The sequence below is a fragment of the Streptomyces sp. L2 genome (assembly GCF_004124325.1).
Taxonomy (GTDB): domain Bacteria; phylum Actinomycetota; class Actinomycetes; order Streptomycetales; family Streptomycetaceae; genus Streptomyces.
The window spans coordinates 2,043,671-2,066,239 of sequence record NZ_QBDT01000001.1; the positions used below are offsets into that span (position 1 = coordinate 2,043,671).

The 22,569-nt window shown below is 70.9% G+C and carries 22 protein-coding genes; 5 read left to right on the top strand and 17 right to left on the bottom strand.

Going from position 1 to position 22,569, the window contains the following annotated elements:
• Positions 1–164: 164 nt before the first annotated feature.
• From ligA to DBP14_RS08525, 4 genes are read right to left on the bottom strand one after another with little or no spacing between them, the layout of a single operon-like run.
• Positions 165–2,360 (bottom strand): NAD-dependent DNA ligase LigA, encoded by a 2,196-nt coding sequence (gene ligA, locus DBP14_RS08510; RefSeq protein WP_129306411.1) that lies wholly within the window; start codon positions 2,358–2,360, stop codon positions 165–167.
• Between the two features lie 15 nt (positions 2,361–2,375).
• Positions 2,376–3,383, bottom strand: coding sequence for a methionine synthase (locus tag DBP14_RS08515; RefSeq protein ID WP_129306412.1), 1,008 nt, complete (start codon positions 3,381–3,383; stop codon positions 2,376–2,378).
• Between the two features lie 46 nt (positions 3,384–3,429).
• Positions 3,430–4,119 carry an SDR family oxidoreductase gene (locus DBP14_RS08520; RefSeq protein WP_206739230.1) on the bottom strand — a complete coding sequence of 230 codons (690 nt, stop codon included), beginning with the start codon at positions 4,117–4,119 and terminating at the stop codon, positions 3,430–3,432.
• Between the two features lie 16 nt (positions 4,120–4,135).
• Positions 4,136–4,675 carry a TIGR00730 family Rossman fold protein gene (locus DBP14_RS08525; RefSeq protein ID WP_164992280.1) on the bottom strand — a complete coding sequence of 180 codons (540 nt, stop codon included), beginning with the start codon at positions 4,673–4,675 and terminating at the stop codon, positions 4,136–4,138.
• Between the two features lie 62 nt (positions 4,676–4,737).
• Between DBP14_RS08525 and DBP14_RS08530 the strand changes: the two genes are divergently transcribed.
• Both DBP14_RS08530 and DBP14_RS08535 read left to right on the top strand, forming a co-directional pair.
• On the top strand, positions 4,738–5,061 hold the full coding sequence (locus tag DBP14_RS08530) for a DUF427 domain-containing protein (protein ID WP_129306415.1): 324 nt from the start codon (positions 4,738–4,740) through the stop codon (positions 5,059–5,061).
• A gap of 37 nt (positions 5,062–5,098) precedes the next feature.
• Positions 5,099–5,881, top strand: coding sequence for an alpha/beta hydrolase (locus tag DBP14_RS08535; protein ID WP_129306416.1), 783 nt, complete (start codon positions 5,099–5,101; stop codon positions 5,879–5,881).
• 28 nt (positions 5,882–5,909) lie between these two features.
• Here DBP14_RS08535 and mnmA read toward each other — a convergent pair whose 3' ends face one another.
• From mnmA to DBP14_RS35975, 4 genes are all read right to left on the bottom strand, one after another.
• On the bottom strand, positions 5,910–7,031 hold the full coding sequence (gene mnmA / locus DBP14_RS08540; protein ID WP_129306417.1) for a tRNA 2-thiouridine(34) synthase MnmA: 1,122 nt from the start codon (positions 7,029–7,031) through the stop codon (positions 5,910–5,912).
• 41 nt (positions 7,032–7,072) lie between these two features.
• On the bottom strand, positions 7,073–8,248 hold the full coding sequence (locus DBP14_RS08545) for a cysteine desulfurase family protein (protein WP_129306418.1): 1,176 nt from the start codon (positions 8,246–8,248) through the stop codon (positions 7,073–7,075).
• A 283-nt stretch (positions 8,249–8,531) separates the two neighbouring features.
• Positions 8,532–8,810 (bottom strand): DUF4190 domain-containing protein, encoded by a 279-nt coding sequence (locus DBP14_RS08550; protein ID WP_129306419.1) that lies wholly within the window; start codon positions 8,808–8,810, stop codon positions 8,532–8,534.
• Positions 8,811–8,842: 32 nt separating this feature from the next.
• Positions 8,843–9,010, bottom strand: coding sequence for a hypothetical protein (locus DBP14_RS35975; RefSeq protein WP_164992281.1), 168 nt, complete (start codon positions 9,008–9,010; stop codon positions 8,843–8,845).
• Between the two features lie 147 nt (positions 9,011–9,157).
• Between DBP14_RS35975 and DBP14_RS08555 the strand changes: the two genes are divergently transcribed.
• Complete coding sequence (locus DBP14_RS08555; RefSeq protein WP_129306420.1) at positions 9,158–9,784, top strand: TetR family transcriptional regulator; 627 nt, start codon at positions 9,158–9,160, stop codon at positions 9,782–9,784.
• A gap of 22 nt (positions 9,785–9,806) precedes the next feature.
• On the opposite strand, the gene DBP14_RS08560 is transcribed toward DBP14_RS08555, so the two are convergent.
• Positions 9,807–10,784: a YafY family protein gene (locus tag DBP14_RS08560; RefSeq protein WP_129306421.1), complete on the bottom strand. Its 978-nt coding sequence runs from the start codon at positions 10,782–10,784 to the stop codon at positions 9,807–9,809.
• Between the two features lie 101 nt (positions 10,785–10,885).
• Between DBP14_RS08560 and DBP14_RS08565 the strand changes: the two genes are divergently transcribed.
• Positions 10,886–11,485, top strand: a complete 600-nt coding sequence (locus DBP14_RS08565; protein ID WP_129306422.1) for a TIGR03086 family metal-binding protein — start codon at positions 10,886–10,888, stop codon at positions 11,483–11,485.
• Positions 11,486–11,719: 234 nt separating this feature from the next.
• On the opposite strand, the gene DBP14_RS08570 is transcribed toward DBP14_RS08565, so the two are convergent.
• On the bottom strand, positions 11,720–12,580 hold the full coding sequence (locus DBP14_RS08570) for a thioesterase family protein (RefSeq protein WP_129306423.1): 861 nt from the start codon (positions 12,578–12,580) through the stop codon (positions 11,720–11,722).
• Between the two features lie 153 nt (positions 12,581–12,733).
• Between DBP14_RS08570 and DBP14_RS08575 the strand changes: the two genes are divergently transcribed.
• The gene (locus DBP14_RS08575; protein WP_129306424.1) at positions 12,734–13,969 is read left to right on the top strand and encodes an alpha/beta hydrolase-fold protein; all 1,236 of its coding nucleotides are present in this window, start codon (positions 12,734–12,736) and stop codon (positions 13,967–13,969) included.
• On the opposite strand, the gene DBP14_RS08580 is transcribed toward DBP14_RS08575, so the two are convergent.
• The 7 genes from DBP14_RS08580 to DBP14_RS08610 form a co-directional block, all read right to left on the bottom strand.
• The gene (locus DBP14_RS08580; RefSeq protein WP_129306425.1) at positions 13,878–14,537 is read right to left on the bottom strand and encodes a trimeric intracellular cation channel family protein; all 660 of its coding nucleotides are present in this window, start codon (positions 14,535–14,537) and stop codon (positions 13,878–13,880) included. The two genes, DBP14_RS08575 and DBP14_RS08580, sit on opposite strands and share 92 nt — an antisense overlap.
• 43 nt (positions 14,538–14,580) lie before the next feature.
• Complete coding sequence (locus DBP14_RS08585) at positions 14,581–15,972, bottom strand: M1 family metallopeptidase (RefSeq protein WP_129306426.1); 1,392 nt, start codon at positions 15,970–15,972, stop codon at positions 14,581–14,583.
• Positions 15,973–16,073: 101 nt separating this feature from the next.
• Positions 16,074–17,468 carry a dipeptide ABC transporter ATP-binding protein gene (locus DBP14_RS08590; protein WP_129306427.1) on the bottom strand — a complete coding sequence of 465 codons (1,395 nt, stop codon included), beginning with the start codon at positions 17,466–17,468 and terminating at the stop codon, positions 16,074–16,076.
• The gene (locus DBP14_RS08595; RefSeq protein WP_129306428.1) at positions 17,465–18,556 is read right to left on the bottom strand and encodes an ABC transporter ATP-binding protein; all 1,092 of its coding nucleotides are present in this window, start codon (positions 18,554–18,556) and stop codon (positions 17,465–17,467) included. Before DBP14_RS08595 ends, DBP14_RS08590 begins: the two co-directional genes overlap by 4 nt.
• Complete coding sequence (locus DBP14_RS08600; RefSeq protein ID WP_129306429.1) at positions 18,553–19,560, bottom strand: ABC transporter permease; 1,008 nt, start codon at positions 19,558–19,560, stop codon at positions 18,553–18,555. The genes DBP14_RS08595 and DBP14_RS08600 overlap by 4 nt, the downstream gene beginning before the upstream one ends.
• A gap of 71 nt (positions 19,561–19,631) precedes the next feature.
• Positions 19,632–21,401, bottom strand: a complete 1,770-nt coding sequence (locus tag DBP14_RS08605) for an ABC transporter substrate-binding protein (protein ID WP_129306430.1) — start codon at positions 21,399–21,401, stop codon at positions 19,632–19,634.
• 34 nt (positions 21,402–21,435) lie between these two features.
• Complete coding sequence (locus DBP14_RS08610; protein WP_129306431.1) at positions 21,436–22,434, bottom strand: ABC transporter permease; 999 nt, start codon at positions 22,432–22,434, stop codon at positions 21,436–21,438.
• Between the last annotated feature and the right edge of the window lie 135 nt (positions 22,435–22,569).

The window sequence follows — 22,569 nt, forward strand, 5'->3', positions numbered from 1 at the left end:
CGGCGGGCACGGGGAATGCCCCGACCGCAGCTGGGCACGGCAGGCGCACCCGACAACAGTAGGCCGCGGAACGCTGCCAGGGGCAGCGGTCGTCGACGGTTGCCCGAATGCGCCCGGGCCACCCGTATGCAACTGATATGCACCGATCGGGTGGCCTTCAACCGCTACTCCTCGGTCGGAAGCGCGACCTCGGCCGCCGCCTCGGGTCCCTGCTCCAACAGGACGGTGAAACCGGCCTCGTTCAGAACGGGAACCTTCAACTGCATCGCCTTGTCGAACTTCGATCCAGGACTGTCACCAACCACCACAAACGAGGTCTTTTTCGAAACCGAACCGGTCACTTTCGCGCCCCCGTTCTGCAGCGCCTCCTTGGCGCCGTCCCGCGTGAAGTTCTCCAGGGTGCCGGTGACGACGACGGTAAGCCCTTCCAGCGGGCGCGGACCCTCGTCCTCGCCGGACGACTGGTCCTCCAGCGGCACCCCGGCGGCCTCCCACTTGCGCACGATCTCGCGGTGCCAGTCCTCGGCGAACCACTCCTTCAGCGCGGCGGCGATGATGGGCCCCACGCCGTCGGTGGCCGCCAGCTCTTCTTCAGTCGCCTGTTCGATGCGGTCGAGGGAGCGGAACTCACGGGCGAGGGCCTGTGCGGCGACCGGGCCGACATGCCGGATGGACAGGCCGTTGAGGAACCGGGCCAGCGGGCGCTGCTTGGCCGCCTCGATGTTCTCCAGCAGGGCCAGGGTGTTCTTCTTCGGCTCGCCCTTCTGGTTGGCGAAGACCGTGACGACCTTCTCCTCGCCCGTCTTCGGGTCCCGCTTGGGCAGGCCGCTGTCGGGGTCGAGGACGTAGGCCTTGATGGGGAGCAGCTTCTCCACCGTCAGGTCGAACAGGTCGCCCTCGTCCACCAGCGGCGGGTCGGCCGGCTCCAGCGGGCGGGTGAGCGCGGCGGCGGCCACCCCACCGAAGTGCTCGATGTCCAGGCACTCCCGGCCCGCCAGGTAGGACACCCGCTCGCGCAACTGGGCCGGGCAGGTGCGGGCGTTGGGGCAGCGGAGGTCGATGTCTCCCTCCTTCATGGGCCGCAGCGCCGTACCGCACTCGGGGCACTCGCCCGGCATCACGAACTCCCGCTCGCTGCCGTCCCGCAGGTCGACGACCGCGCCGAGGATCTCCGGGATGACGTCACCGGCCTTGCGGATGACGACCGTGTCTCCGATGAGGACGCCCTTGGCCTTGACGACCTCCTGGTTGTGCAGGGTGGCGAACTCGACCTCGCTGCCGGCCACAGTGACCGGCTCCACCTGCGCGTACGGCGTGACCCGGCCGGTGCGGCCGACGCCCACCTTGATGTCGATGAGCTTGGTGTTGACCTCCTCCGGCGCGTACTTGTAGGCGATGGCCCAGCGGGGTGCGCGCGCGGTGGAGCCGAGGCGGCCCTGGAGCCGGATCTCGTCGAGCTTGACGACCGCGCCGTCGATCTCGTGCTCCACGGAGTGCCGGTTCTCGCCGTAGTACGTGATGAACTCCCGGATGCCGTCGAGCCCGTCGACCACCCGGTTGTGCGGGGAGGTGGGCAGGCCCCACGTCTTGAGGAGGTCGTAGGCCTGGGAGAGGCGGGTCATGCCCGTGAAGCCCTCCAGGGCGCCGATGCCGTGGACGACCATGTGCAGCGGGCGGGTTGCGGTGACGCGCGGGTCCTTCTGGCGCAGCGAGCCCGCGGCGGCGTTGCGCGGGTTGGCGAACGGCTTGTCACCGGCGGCGACGAGCCGCTCGTTCAGTTCGAGGAACTTCTCCATCGGGAAGTAGACCTCGCCGCGGATCTCCACCAGGTCGGGGACGTCGTCGCCGTGGAGGCGGTCGGGGATTTCCGCGATGGTGCGCACGTTCGGCGTGATGTCCTCGCCGGTGCGGCCGTCGCCGCGGGTCGCCGCGCGCGTGAGGCGGCCGCGCTCGTAGGTGAGGTTGACGGCGAGGCCGTCGACCTTCAGCTCGCACAGGAAGTGGTACTCCTGCTCGCCCAGTTCCCTGGCGATGCGGTCGACCCAGGCGGCCAGGTCGTCGTCGTTGAACGTGTTGTCCAGGGACAGCATCCGCTGCCGGTGCTCGACCGCCGTGAACTCCGTGGCGTACGACCCGGATACCTTCTGGGTGGGCGAGTCGGGGGTGCGCAGCTCGGGGTACTGCTCCTCCTGGGCCTCCAGGGACTTCAGGAGCCGGTCGAACTCGGCGTCGCTGACGACCGGGGCGTCCTTCACGTAGTACCGGAAGCGGTGCTCCTCGATCTGCTCAGCGAGCTGCGCGTGCTTCTCACGTGCCTCGGCGGGCACTGCCGTCTCCGCCTGCTGCTTGTCGCCGGCCACCGTGTGGTCCTCCCGTTACTCAGGGTTGTCCGCGAGGGATCTCGCCGCCCGGACGCAGTGGGCGAGCACCTGGCGCGCGTAGGCGGGGGAAGCCCCCGCCAGACCGCACGCCGGGGTCACCGTGACCGCCTCGGCGAGCAGCCCCGGTTGCAGGCCCAGCCTGCGCCACAGCGTCCTGACACCCATGACGCTACCGGCAGGGTCTGACAATGGGCCGTCCGTGCCCGCCGCGACACCGGCGAACAGGCGGGTCCCGGCTTCCACGGCCTCGCCGATCGTGTCGTCGTCACGTTCGGTGAGGAGGGAGAAGTCGAAGGAGACGGCGGCGGCTCCGGAGCGGCGCAGCAGCGCGAAGGGGACGTCGGGGGCGCAGGAGTGCACGACGACGGGCCCGTCCCCGTGGGCCGCGATGACGTCCCGCAGGGTGGACTCGACGAGCTGGCGGTCGACGGCGCGGTGGGTGCGGTAGCCGCTGGCCGTGCGGACCTGGCCGCGCAGGACGGCGGTCAGGGAGGGCTCGTCGAGCTGGAGGACGAGCCGGGCGCCGGGGACGCGGCGGGCGACCTCGGCGAGGTGCTGGCGCAGGCCGTCGGTGAGGGAGGCGGCGAGGTCGCGGCAGGCTCCGGGGTCGGACAGAGCGGCCTCGCCGTTCCTCAGCTCCAGGGCGGCGGCGAGGGTCCAGGGGCCGACCGCCTGCACCTTGAGGTCGCCCTCGTAGCCCTGGGTGAACTCCTCCAGGGCGTCGAGGTCCTCCCCCAGCCAGGACCGGGCCCGCTTGGTGTCCCGGCCCGGCCGGTCGCCGATCCGCCAGCCGCTGGGCTCCACGCGCGCGTACAGCTCGACGAGCATCCCCGCCGTACGGCCGATCATGTCGGCGCCCGGCCCGCGCGCGGGCAGCTCGGGGAGGTACGGAAAGTCCTCGAAGCTGCCGGTGACCGTCTTGGCCGCCTCCCGGGCGTCCCCGCCGGGCATGGACCCCACCCCGGTGGCCCCCGGGAACCTGAACACGCTGTTTTCGCTCACCCGGAAAGCCTACGGAACCACGGCCCCGCGGAACTCCCCGGCGGCATCAGCGTCCCGGCCGGACCGTCAGGTCGTTGACCTCCGCGTCGGCCGGCAGGTCGATGGCCATCAGGATGGTGGTGGCCACCGACTCGGGGTCGATCCACTTCTCCGGGTCGTAGTCCTTGCCCTCCTGCTGGTGGACCTTGGCCTGCATGGGGCTGGCGGTGCGCCCGGGGTAGACGGAGGTGACGCGGACGCCGGCCGCGTGCTCCTCCTGGCGCAGGGCGTCGGCGAGCGCCTTGAGACCGTGCTTGGAGGCGGCGTACGCCGACCAGCCCGCGTGGGCGTTCAGGCCCGAACCGGAGTTGACGAACACGACGTGGCCGCGCGTCGCCCGCAGCTGCGGCAGGAAGTGCCGCGTCAGCTCGGCCGGCGCGATCAGGTTGACGTTGAGCTGGTGGCGCCAGGACTTCGGGGTCAGGTCGCCGACGCCGCCGAGGTCGACCACGCCGGCGATGTGCAGCAGGGAGTCCACGCGGTCCGGGAGCGTCTGGTGGGAGAACGCCCAGGACAGCCGGTCGGGTTCGTCGAGGTCGCCGACGAGGGTGCGCGCGCCGGGGAACTCGGCGGCCAGTTCCTTCGCCCGGCCCGCGTCGCGCGCGTGCAGAACGATATCGTCCCCGCGCGCGTGCAGGCGGCGGGCGACGGCCGCGCCGATGCCGGATCCGGCCCCGGTGATCACATGAGTAGCCATGCCCGCCATGCTCGCATCACCGGGTGCCGACGGACTCTTCCAGGTAGGCGAGCGCACCGACCGGCTCCTCGGCGAAGAACACCAGCTCGGCGAGGGGGCGCGGCAGGAAGCCCTCGTCCTCCATGCGCTGGAACTGCTGGCGCAGGCCGTCGTAGAAGCCTGCCGTGTTCAGGAGGACCACGGGCTTCTCGGTCCGCCGGTGCTTCTTCAGCTCCAGGATCTCGGTGGCCTCGTCGAGGGTGCCGGTGCCGCCCACCATGATGACGACGGCGTCGGCCTTCTCCAGCAGCAGCTTCTTGCGTTCGGCGAGGTCGGCGGCGATGACCATCTCGTCGGCGCCGGGCCGGGCCTTCGACGAGAGGAAGTCGACGGAGACGCCCAGCAGCCTGCCGCCCGCCTCGTGCACCCCGTCCGCGACGACCTTCATCAGGCCGACGTCGGAGCCGCCCCACACCAGGGTGTGGCCGCCCTTGCCGAGCAGTTCCGCGAACTCGCGCGCGGGGCGCGTGTACCGCTCGTCGAGGTCGGCGGCGGAGAGGAAGACGCAGATGTTCATGCCGTCCACCGTACGCGGGCGGATCCGGGAAGAACCGCGCGGCCGCCGGTGCTGTCCCGACTATGACCGATGGACACACGATCACGATCGAGCAGGGCGAGCGGCACGTGCGCGTGGTGCGCGACGGGCAGGTGCTCGCGGAGACCGACCGCGCGCTGGAGCTGCGCGAGACGGGCTGTCCGGTGCGGTACTACATCCCTGCCGAGGACGTCCGCCTCGACCTCCTGGCCGCCTCCGACACCCACACCTTCTGCCCGTTCAAGGGGACGGCGTCCTACTGGTCGCTGCCGGACGCGCCCGACCTGGTGTGGGCCTACCCGGACCCGAAGCCGGACGTGGCCCGGATCAAGGATCACTACTGCTTCTACGACGTCGACGTGTCCTGACCGATGAGCCGGGCGCCATGCGGCAGTCTGCACCGGCATGGACGACATGACGACTTCCCGTGACGGCACCTCCCTCGCCTACGAGGTGAGGGGCCGGGGGCCGACGGTGATCCTGGTGAGCGGCGCGATGTCCACCGGCGGCACGATGGCGCCGCTGGCCGAGCGGCTCGCCGACCGCTGCACGGCCGTGGTGTACGACCGCCGGGGCCGCGGCGAGAGCGGTGACACGACGCCGTACGAGGTGGCCCGCGAGGTCGAGGACCTGGCCGCGCTGGTCGAGGCGGTGGGCGGCGAGGCGGCCCTGTTCGGGGTCTCCTCGGGCGGGGCGCTGGTCCTGCACGCGGCGGCGAGCGGGCTTCCGGTGCGCCGGGCGGCGGTGTACGAGGTGCCGTTCGCCGACACTCTGGCGGGCGGCGCCGAACAGCAGGCGGCGTACACCGAGAACCTGGAGCGGGCGCTCGCGGAGGGCCGGCGCGGGGACGCGGTGGAGCTGTTCCTGCGGCTGACCGGCCTCGGCGAGCAGATGATCCAGGGGGCCCGGCAGTCCCCGATGTGGGCGGGCATGGAGGCCGTCGCGCCGAGCCTGGCGTACGACAACGCCGTCATGGGCGACGGCCTGCTCCCCCGCGACCTGCTGGCCGGGGTCTCCGTGCCCGTGCTGGCGGTGGCCGGCGGGGCGAGCCCGGAGTGGATGCGCGCGGCGAGCCGCGCGGTCGCGGAGACGGTTCCGCAGGGCACGTACCGCGTCTTGGAGGGCCAGACCCACATGGTGGAGCCGGGGGTGCTGGGGCCGGTGCTGGCGGAGTTCTTCACGGAGTGAGCCACACCGTGAACTCAGCGGGCCCGGGTCACACCGTCGCGGTCGCCCGCGTGGTCGTCGCGATGGTCGCCGAGCCGACGACGCGGGTGCCGTCGTAGAGGACGATCGCCTGGCCGGGGGCCACACCGCGGACCGGGGAGGTGAAGGAGACCTCCAGCGTGCCGTCGACGAGTTCCGCGGTAGCCTCGGTCTCGCCGCCGTGGGCGCGCAGCTGGGCGGTGTAGGTGCCGGGGCCGGCCGGGGCGGCGCCGCACCAGCGGGGCTTGATCGCGGTGAGGGCCGTGACGTCCAGGGCGGCGGCCGGGCCGACGGTCACGGTGTTGGTGACCGGGGAGATGTCGAGGACGTAGCGGGGCTTGCCGTCGGGGGCGGGGGTGCCGATGCGCAGGCCCTTGCGCTGACCGATGGTGTAGCCGTACGCCCCCTCGTGCGTGCCGAGCCGGTTGCCGGCCTCGTCGACGATGTCGCCCTCCGCCTTGCCGAGCCGGCCTGCGAGGAAGCCCTGGGTGTCGCCGTCGGCGATGAAGCAGATGTCGTGCGAGTCGGGCTTCTTGGCGACGGCGAGGCCCCGGCGCTCGGCCTCGGCGCGGATCTCGTCCTTGGTGGTGACGGTGTCGCCGAGGGGGAACAGCGCGTGCGCGAGCTGCCGGTCGTCCAGCACGCCGAGGACGTACGACTGGTCCTTGGCCATGTCGGAGGCGCGGTGCAGCTCGCGGGTGCCGTCCTCGCGGACGATCACCTGCGCGTAGTGGCCGGTACAGACGGCGTCGAAGCCGAGGGCGAGGGCCTTGTCGAGCAGGGCGGCGAACTTGATCTTCTCGTTGCAGCGCAGGCACGGGTTGGGGGTGCGCCCCGCCTCGTACTCGGCGATGAAGTCCTCTACGACGTCCTCGCGGAAGCGGTCGGCGAGGTCCCAGACGTAGAAGGGGATGCCGATGACGTCGGCGGCACGGCGGGCGTCGCGGGAGTCCTCGATGGTGCAGCAGCCCCGCGCGCCGGTGCGGAAGGACTGCGGGTTCGCGGAGAGCGCGAGGTGGACGCCGGTCACGTCGTGCCCGGCCTCCACGGCGCGCGCGGCGGCGACGGCGGAGTCGACACCGCCGGACATGGCGGCGAGGACGCGGAGGGGGCGCTGCGGGGTCTCAGTCATAACCCATTCAGGGTACGGGGCCCGGGGACCGGGCGTGCCGCTCAGCTCAGGCCCGCCGCGCGGGCCCGTTCCACCGCCGGTCCGATCGCCTTGGCCACGGCCTCGACGTCGGCCTCGGTGGAGGTGTGGCCGAGGGAGAAGCGGAGGGTGCCGCGGGCCAGGTCGGGGTCGGTGCCGGTGGCGAGGAGGACGTGGCTGGGCTGGGCGACGCCCGCGGTGCAGGCGGAGCCGGTGGAGCACTCGATGCCCTGGGCGTCCAGCAGGAGCAGCAGGGAGTCGCCCTCGCAGCCGGGGAAGGTGAAGTGGGCGTTGGCGGGGAGCCGGCCGCCGGGGGCGGGGTCGCCGCCGAGGATCGCGTCCGGGACGGCCGTCAGGACGGCGTCGACCAGCTGGTCGCGCAGGGCGCCGATCTCGCGGGCGAACCACTCCTGCTGTTCGGCGGCGAGCCGGCCGGCCACCGCGAAGGAGGCGACGGCGGGCACGTCGAGGGTGCCGGAGCGGACGTGGCGCTCCTGCCCGCCGCCGTGCAGGACGGGTACGGGGGTGTACTCGCGGCCGAGGACGAGGGCGCCGATGCCGTACGGGCCGCCGATCTTGTGGCCGGAGACGGTCATGGCGGCGAGTCCGGAGACGCCGAAGTCGACGGGGACCTGGCCGAGGGCCTGGACGGCGTCGGCGTGCAACGGGACGCCGAACTCGGCTGCCACGTCGGCGAGTTCGCGGACCGGCATGATCGTGCCGATCTCGTTGTTGGCCCACATCACGGTGGCCAGGGCGACGTCGTCGGGGTCGCGGGCGATGGCCTCGCGCAGCGCGTCGGGGTGGACGCGGCCGTGGGCGTCGACGGGGAGGTACTCGACGGTGGCGCCCTCGTGTTCGCCGAGCCAGTGCACGGCGTCCAGGACGGCGTGGTGCTCGACGGGGCTGGCGAGGACGCGGGTGCGGGTGCCTGCGGGGGCGGTGTCGCGGCGGGACCAGTACAGGCCCTTGACGGCGAGGTTGTCGGCCTCGGTGCCGCCCGAGGTGAGGACGACCTCGCTGGGGCGGGCGCCGATCGCCTCCGCGAGGGTTTCGCGGGACTCCTCGACCGTACGGCGGGCCTGGCGGCCGGAGGCGTGCAGGGAGGACGCGTTGCCGGTGATGCTCAGGTGGGCGGTCAGTGCCTCTGCCGCCTCCGGGAGCATCGGGGTGGTCGCGGCGTGGTCGAGGTAAGCCATGGTGAGGCGATTCTACGGCTCCCCTTCAGTGGGCCTGGGCCCAGAGGTGCCGTTGGCTGCCGCCCATGCGCCTTGACTTGGCTGCCGCCGGGGTTGGTGGCGTGGCGCCCGGGGTTGTCCGCCGTGCCCACCCTCCCCCACTCTCGGCTCCGTTCGAGCGGGGGGACCCCCATCGCCCTGCGGAACGCCTGCCCACGGCAGGGTAGGGCGGGGGCCGGCGGTCGGCGGCGTGGGCGCGGCAGTGACCGGCGCAGGCGCGTAGTCGGCTGCGGGCCGGTGTGGGCTACAGGCTCCAGGAGATCGTGTTGGTCAGTTCCATGGAGAGGGCCAGGGCTGCGAGGTCGGCTATGCCGAGGGTGAGGCCGAGGTAGGCGCGGCCTCGGCGGGTGGTGCCTCGCCAGAGGGAGACGGCGGCCAGGACGATGGCGACCGGGCCGAGGAAGATGTTGAGGACGAGCAGGCCGAGAAGGCCGAGAATGAAGGACGCGACGGCCATGCCGTCGGCGTCGCGGGTCCGGGGCGCGGTGTCGGTGCGCGGGACGGCCGGTGCGGTGAGTCGCATGATGCTCAGCTCCAGGAAGTCGGTGCGGACGGTCAGTTGGCCGAGGACTGGCGGCGGCGGCCGTGGCGCTCGCGGATCGCGAAGACGCCGAGCCAGACGGCGATGACGGCGGCCAGGACGGCGGTGACGGTCAGCGGCGCGTGGGCGACGGTGCCCAGGACGACGCCGAGCAGCATGAGTGCGGCGACGAGGAACAGCATGGGATCGGATCCCCCTCCGAGATGCCTCGCGTGTAAAGGCCGGTGTGAAGTTTCGGTGAACAGTTGTAGTAACAGTTGTTCACTGACTTCGAGTCTAGCGCTTCCCGCGGCTTTTCAATTCCAGAGAACAGTTGTTAACTGGATGACATGAGTCACACCCTCGGCATCCGGCAGGCCCAGAAGCAGAAGACGCGGCAGGCGTTCCTGGACGCGGCGCTCACGCTGCTGGAGGAGCAGAGCCTGAGCAGCCTGGGCCTGCGCGAGGTCACCCGGGCCGTCGGGGTGGCCCCGACCGCGTTCTACCGGCACTTCCGGTCCACCGCCGACCTCGGCGTGGCGCTCGTCGACGAGGCGCTGGGCAGCCTGCACCCGATGGTGCGGACGACGGTGTCCGGCACCGGCAGCAGCGTGGAACGCATCGCCCGCGCCGTGGAGTTGATCGGCCACCACGTGGACACGTACCCGGCGCACGTGCGGTTCATCGCCCGTGAGCGGCACGGCGGGGTGCAGCCGGTGCGCGAGGCCATCCAGGCCCAACTGGCCCGGTTCGCCGAGGAGGTGAAGGCCGAGTTGGCGGGCGACGCGCAGGCCGCGGGGTGGAGCGACGACGACCTGCTGATGCTGGCCCACCTGTACGTGGACCAGATGCTGATCACCGCCTCCCTGTTCCTGGAGGCGCTGGAGGGTCCGGCCGAGGAGCGCGAGCGGGTCACCCGGCTCGCCACCCGGCAGTTGCGGCTCATCAGCATCGGCCGCCGGCACTGGCTGGACTGAGTCACGGCCCTCACCGGCGGCCTCACCCGTCGGCCGGGGCCTCCCCCTCGTACCGCGCCAGCACCGCGCGGGCGCCCGCCACCAGTTCCGCCCGCGCCTCGGGCGGGGCGAGGACCTCCACCCGGTCGGAGAACGCGAGGAGTTGGCGGACCGCGCGGAGCACCGGGTAGGACAGCCGGACGGTGACCCAGTCGCCCTCAACGTCGCCCTCGGGCGGCGCGGTCAGCTGCTGGGCGGCGATGCGCCGGAACATGTCGAGGTGTTCGCGGCGGATCCGGACCGTGACCTCGATCCCGTCCGGCCGCTCCTCCACCTGTCGGCGCAACGCCTCCCAGGCGTCAGCGAGTTCGACCCCGGCCCGGCGCCGCACCGGGTCGTCCAGCAGGCGGGCGGAGTGCACCCGGTCGGCCCGGAACAGCTGCGGCCGGCCGCGCCGGTCGGCGACTAGGTACCAGGTCCCGGCCTTGGCGACGAGGCCGTAGGGATCCACGGTGTACGTCCGCGGCTCGCGCTGCCCGCTGTGCCGGTAGCGCAGCTTCAGGCGCCGGTCGGAGAACACCGCGTCCTGGAGGACGTCCAGGTCGACGGCCTGCTGGGGTCCGCTTCTCCACCGGGTGGCGTCGACCAGGACGCGCCGGCTGGTGACCTCGGCGGCGGGCCGGTGCGGCGCGGGCAGCGCGGCCATCACCTTGCGCAGGGCCGAGCCGAGTGCCGCGTCCAGACCGAGCGCGGCGTGCGCGCCCTGGGCGGCGAGGATGAACAGGGCGCGGGACTCGTCGGCGGTCAGCCCGGTGACGTCGGTACGGAATCCCGCGAGGAGTTCGATGCCGCCGTGCCGGCCGCGCTCGGCGTAGACGGGGACACCGGAGGCCGACAGCGCCTCGACGTCCCGGTAGATGGTGCGGACCGACACCTCCAGTCGGCCGGCGAGTTCGTGCGCGGGGACCCGGCCCCGGGTCTGCAGGAGCAGCAGGATCGACAGCAGCCGGTCGGACTTCACCGGCCCAGAATCGCGCCGGGAAGGGGTCCGACGCAAATGTTGACGGGTTCTGTCAGGTTATCCGGGCACGCTGCGTCCTACCGACTCAGGAGAGGTACACCATGACCAGCACCGGTTTCACCGACCCGCGTCCCGTCTACGTCCGCGCCACCGAGCAGGCGGCCGCGCTGATCAAGACGGTCCGCCCCGAGCAGCTCACCGGGCCGACCCCGTGTTCCGAGTTCGACGTACGCGCGCTGCTGGGCCACGTCGTGGGCGGCACCCGGCGGATCGCGGTGGTCGGCGAGGGCGGCGACGGAATGGCCGTCGACCCGTCCACCGAGGGGGTGCCGGACGACGGCTGGGCGGCGGCCTACGACGAGGTACGCGTGCGCGTGCTGAAGGCCTGGGAGAGCGATGAGCGGATGACGTCGGCGGTCACGGTGCCGTGGGGTCAGGTGCCGGGGCACGCGGCGCTGTCGGGTTACGTCATGGAGATCGTCACCCACACGTGGGACCTCTACGAGGGGCTTGGGCAGCCTGTCGAACTCGACCCCGAGTTGGCCGAGTTCGCCCTCGCTACGGCCCGTCAGGTGCTGTCGGACGATCGGCCGCGGGACGAGGCAACGCCCTTCGCCGGGCGCCGCGAGGCCGCCGAGGGCGCGGACGTGTACGAGCAACTGGCTGCGTGGCTCGGGCGGGCGCCGCTCAGCAGGCCCTGAGAGGTCGTAGTTCGGCTGCGGCTTCGTGAGGGCTTGTCACGCAGTTCCCCGCGCCTCTTCGGGGCGCGTGCCCCGGCTGCGTCAGGGCTGGTCGCGCCCACGCGGCGGAGCCGCATATGTCACAGCCCCGCGCCTCTTCGAGGCGCGTGCCCCGGCTGCGTCAGGGCTGGTCGCGCCCACGCGGCGGAGCCGCATATGTCACAGCCCCGCGCCCCTTCGGGGGCGCGTGCCCCCTCAGCCCAGTCGTACGCGAGCCAACTGCCGGGACTGGGCTACCAGGCGTCCGGCACTGTCCCAGACCTCCGCGTCCTCCTCCAGGAAGCCGCCCGCCAGGTTGCGAGTGGTGATGGAGACGCGGAGGGGGCCGGGGGCGGGGCGGTGGCGGACGTGGACGGTGAGTTCGACTGTGGGGACCCAGCCCTTCAGGCCGATCTCGAAGGCTGTCGGCGGCAGCGCGTCCACCGCGAGCAGCAGGGACAGCGGGTCGGGGTCGCGGCCGTCGGCCAGCCCGAACCAGGCCCGCATCTCGCCCTTGCCGGAGGGCGCGCCGAGGGCCCAGCCGAGGGTGGAGGGGTCGAGCTTGAGCATCAGCCGGTCGGCGATGGCGGAGCTGCCGTCGACCGGCGCCGGACCGTCCTCGGGGCCGAAGCACTGCTCCATTGGCGGGATGGCGGGCGGCTCGGCGGTCGTACGGACGTCGTCGGGGAGGGTGGAGAGGTCGCCGTAGGAGGCGAGGACGCGGATGCGTTCGACCTCGTTGCCGTCGTCGTCGTACTGGAAGAGGGACGCCTGGCCGGTGGAGAGGGTGCGGCCGGTGCGGACCGTCTCGGTACGGACGACCGCGCGGCCCGGCTGGGAGGCGGTCAGGTAGTGCGCGGAGACGGTGAACGGGTCCGGGTGCGGGAGGGTGTCCGCGAGGGCCCGCCCGAGGACGGCCAGCAGATAGCCTCCGTTGACGGCTCTGATGATGGTCCAGCCGGCCGAGAGGTCGATGTCGTAGACACCGGGCTCGCGCCGGGTGACCGCGGTGTCGCGGTCGAACTCACTGTCGCCGGTCCAGGCCGGTGCGGCCGGTGCGGAAGCTGCTTCGGGCATGGGTGAACCGTACAACAGGTAATTACTAAGCGGTAGCTTTTTGTCTCCTGGGCGCAGGATCCACTCCCGCTCCCGGGTGAGATCCCGGCAATTTCTCGGTAAGTGTCCGGACACGTCCACAACCCCGTGCTTCCGATTCGCCTCTATGGGGACATGAGCCTCACCGGGACTTCGTTCCTCTACACGACCATGGTGCTGTCCGTGGTCGCCCTCATACTGCCGCTCGCCCTGTGGTCGAGGATGCGGGGGCCGAGGTTCCTGCGCGCCGCGGCCCGGGTGCTGATGCTGCTGTTCGCCCAGGGTACGGCCGTCACCCTGGTGTTCGTCCTCGTCAACAACCAGAACAACCTGTACGACAACTGGGCCGACCTGCTCGGCACCGGCAACCACGTCCAGCGGGCCGCCGACCTGGGACAGGACGGCACGGGCGGCATCTCGCTGAAGCGGCTGCCCAAGGTGAGGCAGGAGTTCGAGCCGGCCACCGGTCCCGGGATGCGCGCGGCCGGCGGGGTCCGGGTCACCCAGCTCAAGGGCCGGGTCTCGGGAGTGAACGCCGAGGTCTACGTCTGGCTGCCCCCGCAGTACAACGAGCCCGCCTACCGGCACCGCACCTTCCCGGTGGTGGAGCTGCTGCCCGGCTACCCCGGCTCGGCGAAGGCCTGGTTCGGCTCGCTGAAGGCGCACGAGCAGCTGCTGCCGCTGATGAGGAGCGGGCAGGTGGCGCCCTTCATCCTGGTCTCACCGCGCACCAACCTGCTGGCCGGCGTCGACACCGGCTGCGCCAACATCGCGGGCACGGTGAACGCGGACACCTGGCTCAGCATCGACGTGCCGAAGATGGTCACGGACAACTTCCGCGCCCAGGCGGGGCCGCGCGGCTGGGCGGTGGCCGGGTACTCGGCGGGCGCGCACTGCGCGGTCAAGCTGGCCGTGGCCCACCCGGACCGGTACCGGGCCGCGGTGAGCATGTCCGGCTACAACGACCCGATCGGGGAGCGCAACTCCCTGGCCGCGCAGAGCCCCGCGCTGCGCGCCGCGAACAACCCGTACCTGCTCCTCAGGAAGAAGCCGGTGCCGCCGCAGATCGCGCTGTACCTCTCCGGGGAGTCCGGCGACGGCTACGAGTCGGGGATGGCGCTGCGGTCGATCGCCAAGGCGCCGACGACCGTGCACGTGACGTTCCTGCCGCGCAGTGCGGGCGGGCACACGATGGCGCTGTGGCGGCCCCAGGTCACCACGGTCTTCCGCTGGCTGACCATGCAGATGGGCCAGAACCGTCCCAGGGGTGTGGACCGGTCTATTCTTCCGCGACGTTCGTCCGCCGGTTCCACGCACGCGGCGCTCGCCAGTGGAACCGCATCGCGAGCAGGCGCAGCACGAAGGCGGTGACGACCGCGAGCCCGCTGGTCAGCGGGTTCAGCACGTCGTAGCGGATGCACAGCGCGACCATGGTGGCGCCGACGATCGCTGGGACCGCGTACAGGTCGCGGTCCCAGCGCAGCAGCGAGGGCACCTCGTTGGCGAGCACGTCCCGCAGCACACCGCCGCCGACGGCCGTGGCGAGGCCCAGGGTGGCGGAGGAGGTCAGGCCGAGGCCGTAGGCGTACGCCTTGGTCGTCCCGCTGACGCAGAACAGGCCCAGGCCGGCGGCGTCGAAGACGAGGACGGCCGCCTGGATGCGCTCGACGTGCGGGTGCAGGAAGAAGACCACGAGCGTGGCGAGCAGCGGGGTGAGGAAGTACCCGAGGTCCGTGAACGCGGACGGCGGTACGGCCCCGATGACCAGGTCGCGGAACATCCCTCCGCCCAGCGCGGTGACCTCGGCGAGCACGGCGATGCCGAAGACGTCGAAGTTCTTCCGGACGGCCAGCAGCGCGCCGGAGATCGCGAACACGAAGATGCCGATGACATCGAGCGTGTGCTGGACGGAGGGACTGAAGAGTTGCTGGTACTGCACCCGGCCATTCTCACCCGGCCGGGCCGGCCCGACGCGCGGCGGTCTACAGGGCGGGCTTGCCGGTCGTGTAGAGCCAGGTGTGGAAGAAGCCGTCGAGCCGCTGTCCGCTGATCCGTTCCGCGAGGCGGACGAAGTCGGCGGTGCCGGCGTTGCCGTAGCGGTGGAGCCTGGTCCAGGCGGGCAGCAGGCGGAAGAACGCGGTGTCGCCGATGCGCTCCCTGAGGGCCTGGAGGGTCATCGCGCCGCGCTGGTAGACGGCGGAGGCGAACATGGTGTCGCGCTGCGGGTCGGCGACCTCGGTCTGCCAGAAGGAGGAGTCGGCGGGGCGGGAGTCGTAGCCGGCCAGGAAGGAGTCGTGTGCCGAGCGGGTGCCCTGGTGCTCGGCCCACAGCCACTGGGCGTAGCTGGCGAATCCCTCGTTGAGCCAGACGTCCTGCCACCGGTGCACGCTGACCGAGTCGCCGAACCACTGGTGGGCCAGTTCGTGGACGATGGTGGTCTCGTTGCGGACGGCCGAGTAGGCGGGCTTGCTCTGCACCTCCAGGGAGAACCCGGCCTCGGGCATGTCGTCGACGATGGCGCCGGTCTCCTCGAACGGGTACGGGCCGAAGAGCTTCGACCAGTAGTCGGTCGCGGCGGCCGTGACGGCGTAGACGTCGACGCTGTTGCTGTTCTTCAGCACCGGGTCGATGGCGACGTAGATCGGGATGCCGCCGGGGGTACGTCCGGTGCGCACGTCGAACTTGCCGATGGTGGCGGTGGCCAGGTAGGTGGCCATGGGCCTGCTCTCCCGCCAGTGGGTGTACGTCGAGCGGCCCCTGCTGCGCGTGGAGACGAGCCGGCCGTTGGAGACGGCGGTCAGGCCGCGGGGCGCCTTGATCCGGATGTCGTAGGTGGCCTTGTCGGAGGGGTGGTCACTGGACGGGAACCAGGTGGAGGCGGCGTTGGGTTCGCACGCGACGAAGACGCCGTCGGTGGTCTTCATCCAGCCGTACTTCGAGCCGAAGACGATGGGGCCGGTCAGGGGCTCGGGTACGCCGCCGTAGGTGACGGTGACGGTGAAGTGCCGGCCTTTGCGCAGCGCCTGGCGCGGGGTGACGGTGACCTCGTCGCCGTCGCGGGTGACGTGGGCGCGTCTGCCGTCGACCTCGACCCTGGAGATCGTCAGCTTCTGCAGGTCCAGGTCGAAGGAGGCGAGGTTCTGCGTGGCGCGGGCGGTGAGGGCGGTACGGCCGTCCAGGCGGCCGGTGCGGGGGTCGTAGGCGACGGAGAGGTCGTAGTGGCGGGCGTCGAAGCCGCCGTTGCCGAGCTTCGGGAAGTAGGAGTCACCGATGCCGGGGGCGCCGGGTGTGGGGGCGCGGGTGGCGCCGATGGCCAGGACGGAGGCCGCCGCGGTGGCGAGGGCCGCTAAACGTGCCGAACGGGAGAGTGCCATGAGTCGTCCCTTTCGAGCGTGTTCCGTTGCGGTGGACGGACACGGACGACTGTGCGCTCTCCCGTTCGGGCATGTACATGACTTTGCCGAGTCGTCATGTGCTACTTGCCGGGTGACTCCTGGGAATCGGCCGCGGCGGGCTTGGCGTCGGCCTCCGGCTTCGGCTCGGCATCGGCCTCCGGCTCGGCGTCGGCGTCCGGCTCAGACTCGGCATCCGCTTCCGGGGCCGTCTCGGGCTCGACCTCCGCCTCGGGGGCCGGTTCCGCGTCCGCCTCGGCGGCGGTGTCGCCGGCCGGCTCCTCCACCGGGCTGTCGGCGGTCTCGGCCGGCGTGCCCGTCGAGGTCTTGGCGCCCTCGGCGGTCTTCTCCGCCGTACCGGCCGCCGCCGTCGTCTCCTCCCCCGGCTCCCCCGGCTCCCCCGTCACCAGCTCGGAGGCCTCCTTCGCCGCCGACAGCAGGACGGTGTCCTGCGGGGCCTGGTCGGCGAAGTTCTCGGGGTGGTGGCAGGCGACCTGCTGGCCCGTCCTCAGCTCGACGAGCTGCGGCTCGGTCGTCTTGCAGATCTGCGTCGCCTTCCAGCAGCGGGTGTGGAAGCGGCAGCCGCTCGGCGGGGCGATCGGCGAGGGCACGTCACCGCGCAGCAGGATGCGCTCGCTCTTGGCGCCCCGGCGCGTGGGGTCGGGCACCGGCACGGCCGACATCAGGGCGTTGGTGTACGGGTGCATCGGGGACTCGTACAGCTTGGTGCTGTCGGCGAGTTCGACGACCTTGCCGAGGTACATCACCGCGACCCGGTCCGAGACGTGCCGGACGACGGACAGGTCGTGCGCGATGATCACGTACGTCAGGCCCAGCTCCTCCTGGAGGTCGTCCATGAGGTTGACGACCTGGGCCTGGATCGACACGTCCAGCGCGGACACCGGCTCGTCGGCGACGACCAGCTTCGGCTTCAGCGCGAGCGCGCGGGCGATGCCGATGCGCTGGCGCTGGCCGCCGGAGAACTCGTGCGGGTACCGGTTGTAGTGCTCGGGGCTCAGGCCGACCAGCGACAGCAGCCGCTGGACCTCCTTCTTCACCCCGCCCTCGGGCTCCACGTTCTGCAGCCGGAACGGCGCCGAGACGATCGAGCCGATGGTGTGGCGGGGGTTCAGGGAGCCGTACGGGTCCTGGAAGATCATCTGGATGTCACGGCGCAGCGGGCGCATCTGCCCGGCCTTCAGCGTCGTGATGTCCTGGCCCTCGAAGTGGATCGTGCCGCCGGTCGGGTCCTGGAGGCGGGTGATGACCCGGCCCATGGTCGACTTGCCGCAGCCCGACTCGCCGACCACGCCCAGGGTCTCGCCCTTGCGCACCTCGAAGTCGATGCCGTCGACGGCCTTCACGGCGCCGACCTGCCGCCGCAGGATGCCCTTCCGGATGGGGAAGTGCTTGGTCAGGCCCTCGACCTTGAGCAGCGCCTCGCCATCGGCTGACTTGGTCTTCTTCGTCTCACTCACAGCTTCGGCGCAATCTCTTCGGTCCAGATCCGCGTACGGTCCTCGGCCGAGAGGTGGCAGGCGGACCAGTGTCCGGTGCTCACCAGCTCCAGCTCGGGACGCACCGTGCGGGTGACGTTCCCCTTGGGCAGGTCCGCGTACGGGCAGCGCGGGTGGAAGGCGCAGCCCGAGGGGACGTTGATGAGGCTCGGCGGCTGGCCCTTGACCGGGATGAGCCGCTCGGAGGTCTCCCGGTCGATGCGGGGCATCGAGCCGAGCAGGCCCCAGGTGTAGGGGTGCTGCGGCTGTTCGAAGACCTCGCCGGCCGGGCCGCGCTCGATGCACCGGCCGCCGTACATCACCAGGACGTCGTCCGCGATCTCGGCGACCACGCCGAGGTCGTGGGTGATCATGATGACGGCGGAGCCGAACTCCTTCTGCAGGTCCCGGATGAGGTCGAGGATCTGCGCCTGGACGGTGACGTCGAGGGCGGTCGTCGGCTCGTCCGCGATGAGCAGTTCGGGGTTGTTGACCAGGGCCATGGCGATCATGGCGCGCTGGCGCATACCGCCGGAGAACTCGTGCGGGTAGCCGTCGACGCGCTTGTGCGGTTCGGGGATGCCGACGCGGTCGAGCATCTCGATGGCCCGGGCGCGGGCCACCTTCTTGCTGACGTTGTTGTGCACCCGGTAGGCCTCGACGATCTGGGCGCCGACCTTGTAGTAGGGGTGCATCGCGGACAGCGGGTCCTGGAAGATCATCGCCATCTCGCGGCCGCGGAGCTTGCGCACCTCGTCCGGGGCGGCGGAGACCAGTTCCTTGCCGTCCAGCCAGATCTCGCCGGACATCTGGACGTTCTTGCCGCGCGCGCCGAGCCGGTGCAGGCCCATGACGGCCAGCGAGGTGACGGACTTGCCGGAGCCGGACTCGCCGACGATGGCGAGGGTGCGGCCCTTCTCCAGCGAGAAGCTGAGCCCGTCGACGGACTTGACCAGGCCGTCGTCGGTCGGGAAGTGCACCTTGAGGTCGCGGACTTCGAGGAAGGCGTCCGGCGTGCGGTCGGGCGTGGGTTCGCCGACGGCGGCGCCGGTCTTGGACAGTTCGGTCACGAGAGCCTCACCCGCGGGTCGGCGGCGGCGTAGAGCAGGTCCACCAGAAGATTTGCGATCACGACGAAGAAGGCGGCGAGCAGGGTCACGCCGAGGATGGGGGGCAGGTCGTTGTCGGTGATGCCCTCCACCGCGTACTCGCCGACGCCGTGCAGCGAGAACACCGTCTCGGTGATCACCGCGCCGCCGAGCAGCAGACCGAGGTCCATGCCGAAGACGGTGATGATCGGGGTGAGCGCGGCCCTGAGGCCGTGCCGGACGACGACCTTGCGCTCACGCAGGCCCTTGGCGCGGGCCGTGCGGATGAAGTCCTCGTTCATCGTCTCCAGCATGCCCGAGCGGGTGAGCCGGGCGTAGATCGCGGAGTAGAGCAGAGCGAGGGAGCACCAGGCGGGGAAGAGGGTGTTGGCCCACTGCGCCGGGTTCTCGGTGAAGGGGACGTAGGTGCGGCCGAAGATCGGCCACTGGTACGTGAAGAGGAGGATCGCCAGGTTGCCGGTGAAGAACATGGGCAGCGAGACGCCGGTGAGCGCGACGCCCATGAAGGTGCGGTCGAAGACCGAGCGCGGCTTCAGGGCGGAGACGACACCGATGGTGACACCGGACAGCAGCCACAGCACGGCGGCGCCCGCGCCCAGCGAGACGGTCACCGGCAGCCGGGAGGTCAGCTGCGGCCACACCGCCTGGTGGGTCTTGAAGGAGTAGCCGAAGCACGGCGCGTCACAGTGCGCCGTGGTGGGGCCCAGGTTGTAGGTGGCGCCGGCCACGATGCCCTTGATGAAGTGCCAGTACTGGACGTACAGGGGCTGGTCCAGACCGAGGTTGTGCTTGACCGCGAGGATGTCGGCCTTCGACGGGCTCTTGCCGAGGTACTGCGTCGCCAACTGGTCGGCGGTCTGGCCGGCCAGCCGTGGCAGCAGGAAGAAGATGGCGAAGGTGACCGCGGAGACGACCAGCAGCAGGATCACTGCCGCGAACGTCCGGCGGAGGATGTACGAGATCACGGGGGCCGGCGCCGGTGCCCGCGGGTCGGATCCCCGCGGGCACCAATGCCTTCACCTGCCTTCCGGGGCTGCTACTTCGAGGTGCCGATGTTGAGGTAGTCGTACTGACCGCTCCAGGCGGCCGACGACACCAGGTTGGTGGCCTTGGGCCGGGCCAGCAGGACCTTGAAGTAGGCCAGCGGGACGATCACGGCGTCGTCCATGGCTTGCTTGTCGATCTGCGTGTAGAGGGCGTTGCGCTGGTTGGTGTCCTCGGTCGCGATCGCCTTGGCCAGCGTGCTGTTGACGTCCTTGTTGTCGTACGACGACAGGTTCGTGTTACCGGACTGGCTGATCGCCTTGCCGTTGAGGATCTGCTGCAGGAAGCCGTAGCCGGACGGCCAGTCGGCGCCCCACTGCATCATCATCAGGCCGACGTTGTTCTTCTCGGTGAACTTCGGCACGCCGGCGTAGTCGGTGAAGTACTTGCCCGACGGGTACTGCTTCAGGCTGGCGTTGATGCCGACCTTCTTCAGCGAGGCGATGATCGCCGTGGCGGCGTCGATCTCCTGCGGACGGTCGGAGCGGGCCGTGATGTTCGTGGAGATCGTCGACTTGCCGCAGGTCTTCAGCTGCGCCTTGGCCTTGGCGACGTCGCCCTTGTTGCCCGGCGTCGCGTAGACGTCGGCCTTCTGGTAGCCCGGGATGTCCGGCGGGAGGACGGTGGAGGCGATGTCTCCGCGGATCGGGCCGCCCTCGGCGGTCTGCACCGAGACCTTGTCGATCGCGTACTCGACGGCCTTGCGGCAGGCCACGTTGTCGAACGGCTTCACCTTGGTGTTGATCGCCATGTAGACCAGGCGGCCACCGTAGGTGTTGTCCGTGTTGGCCTTCTTCGAGGCGTCGCTGAGCAGCTGCGCCTGCGTCTGGGCCTGGACGCCCGTGCCGCCGAGGTCGATCGCGGTGCCCGCGAGGACGTCCTTGTCGATCGTCTCCGCGTTGACCTTCAGGTTGACGACGATCTTGTCCGGGAGCGCCTTGCGCAGCGGGTCCGTCTTCGCGTCCCAGTTGGAGTTGCGCACGAGGACGGCCTGCTTGCCCTCGTCGTAGCTCTGGAACTTGTACGGGCCCGAGGACACGATGTGCTTGACGTAGTCGACGCCCTTGTCCTTGGCCTGGGGCACCGGGGCCGTCTGCGGGGCCGCGACCAGGTAGTCGAACTCCTGGAAGGCCTGCTTCAGGTGGAAGACGATCGTGGTGTCGTCCGGCGTCTCGATGGAGGACAGGCCCTTGGCGCTCTTGTCCTTGTAGGGGCCCTTGTACTTGTCGCCGCCGACCAGGAACTGCTGGAAGTAGTTCGGGCCGAGGGAGAGCACGTCACGCGCGAAGTTGGAGCGCTCGACGGCGTACTTGACGTCCTTCGAGGTGATCGGCGAGCCGTCCTCGTACTTCAGGCCGGAACGCAGCTTGTACGTCCAGGTCTTGCCGCCGTCGCTGGAGACGCCCTTGCCCGCGGCGAGGTCCGGGACGAGGGTGTTGCCCTTCTGTCCGGCGCCGGGCTGGAACGTCATCAGCGGGCGGGCGTACAGCCGGCTGAAGTTGTACATGTAGGCGTAGTACGTGTTGCCCGGGTCGAAGGAGTCCGGGACGTCGGACAGCTCGTAGGTGAGCGTCCCGCCCTTCTTCGAGGAGGCGTTGACGACACCCTTGGTCGCGGCGTTGGCCCCGGCGGACTTGCCGCTGCCGTTGCCGCCCGAGTTGTCATCGGCCTTGCTGCAGCCCGCGAGCAGCAGGCTCGCACTTCCGATGGCCGCGATCGCGGCCAGCGCTGACCTTCGCATGATGGGTGCTTTCCCCTCCATAGTCGGAAACTTGTTGGGCTCTCGGTGGCAGGCGTCAGCGGCTGCGTGGGTCGAGAGCATCGCGGAGACCGTCGCCGAGCAGGTTGAACGCGAGGACGGTCACGAAGATGGCGAGGCCGGGCACGATCATGTACTGGGGATCGACCTGGTAGAAGGTCACCGCTTCGCGGAGCATGCCGCCCCAGGAGGCCTGCGGGGGCTGGATGCCGACGCCGAGGAAGCTCAGGGACGCCTCGAAGAGGATGTTGGTCGGGATGAGCAGCGTCGAGTAGACGATGATCGGGCCGACCAGGTTGGGCATCAGCTCGCGGAACAGGATGTACGGGCCCTTGGCGCCCAGGCCCCGGGCGGCGTCCACGAACTCGCGCTCGCGCAGGGCGAGGGTCTGACCGCGGACGATCCGGCCGAGGTAGGGCCAGTTGAAGAAGCCGATGACGAAGATCAGCACGCTCAGGTGCAGCGGCAGGCCGTTGAGGCCGAACGCGCCGCCCTGGAGGGTGGCCGAGATCGCGATGGCGAAGAGCAGCAGGGGGAAGGCGAGGAACGTGTCCATCAGCCGGCTGATGATCGCGTCGACCCGGCCGCCGTAGTAGCCGGCGACGACGCCCATGATCGCGCCGATGACGTTCGACAGGACCGTGGCGCCGAAGGCGACGACCAGCGACACCCAGGAGCCCTCCAGGACACGGGTGGCGATGTCACGCCCGAACTTCGGGTCCACGCCCAGCGGGTGATCGAGGCTCATGCCGCCCATGCCGCCCTTGGGCAGCGAGGTGTTGGCGTCGATCAGGTCCTGGTGGAAGGCGTTGGGGTCGAGGCCGAACATGGCCTGGATCGGACGCGAGAGGACGGCGAGGAGGATCAGCAGGATCACGATGACGCCGCCGGCGACGGCGACGCGGTCCTTCTTGAACCGGGTCCAGGCGATCTGGCCCAGGGAACGACCCTCGATCTGCCCCTTTCCTGCACCCTCCAGCACGGCTTCCGGCTGCGCCTCGGCTGCCGCCCCGGTGGTCTCGATCGGTGCGGTCACGGTGAGCGACCCCTCTCGCCGGTGGTGACCGGCCTGCGCCTGCCGCGGATTGCGGCTTTGTCGACTTGCTCCCGGACACGGGGTCGTCGACCGCGTGTCCGTGACTCGGGAGTCTTCAGCGTGTTCGCGATCACC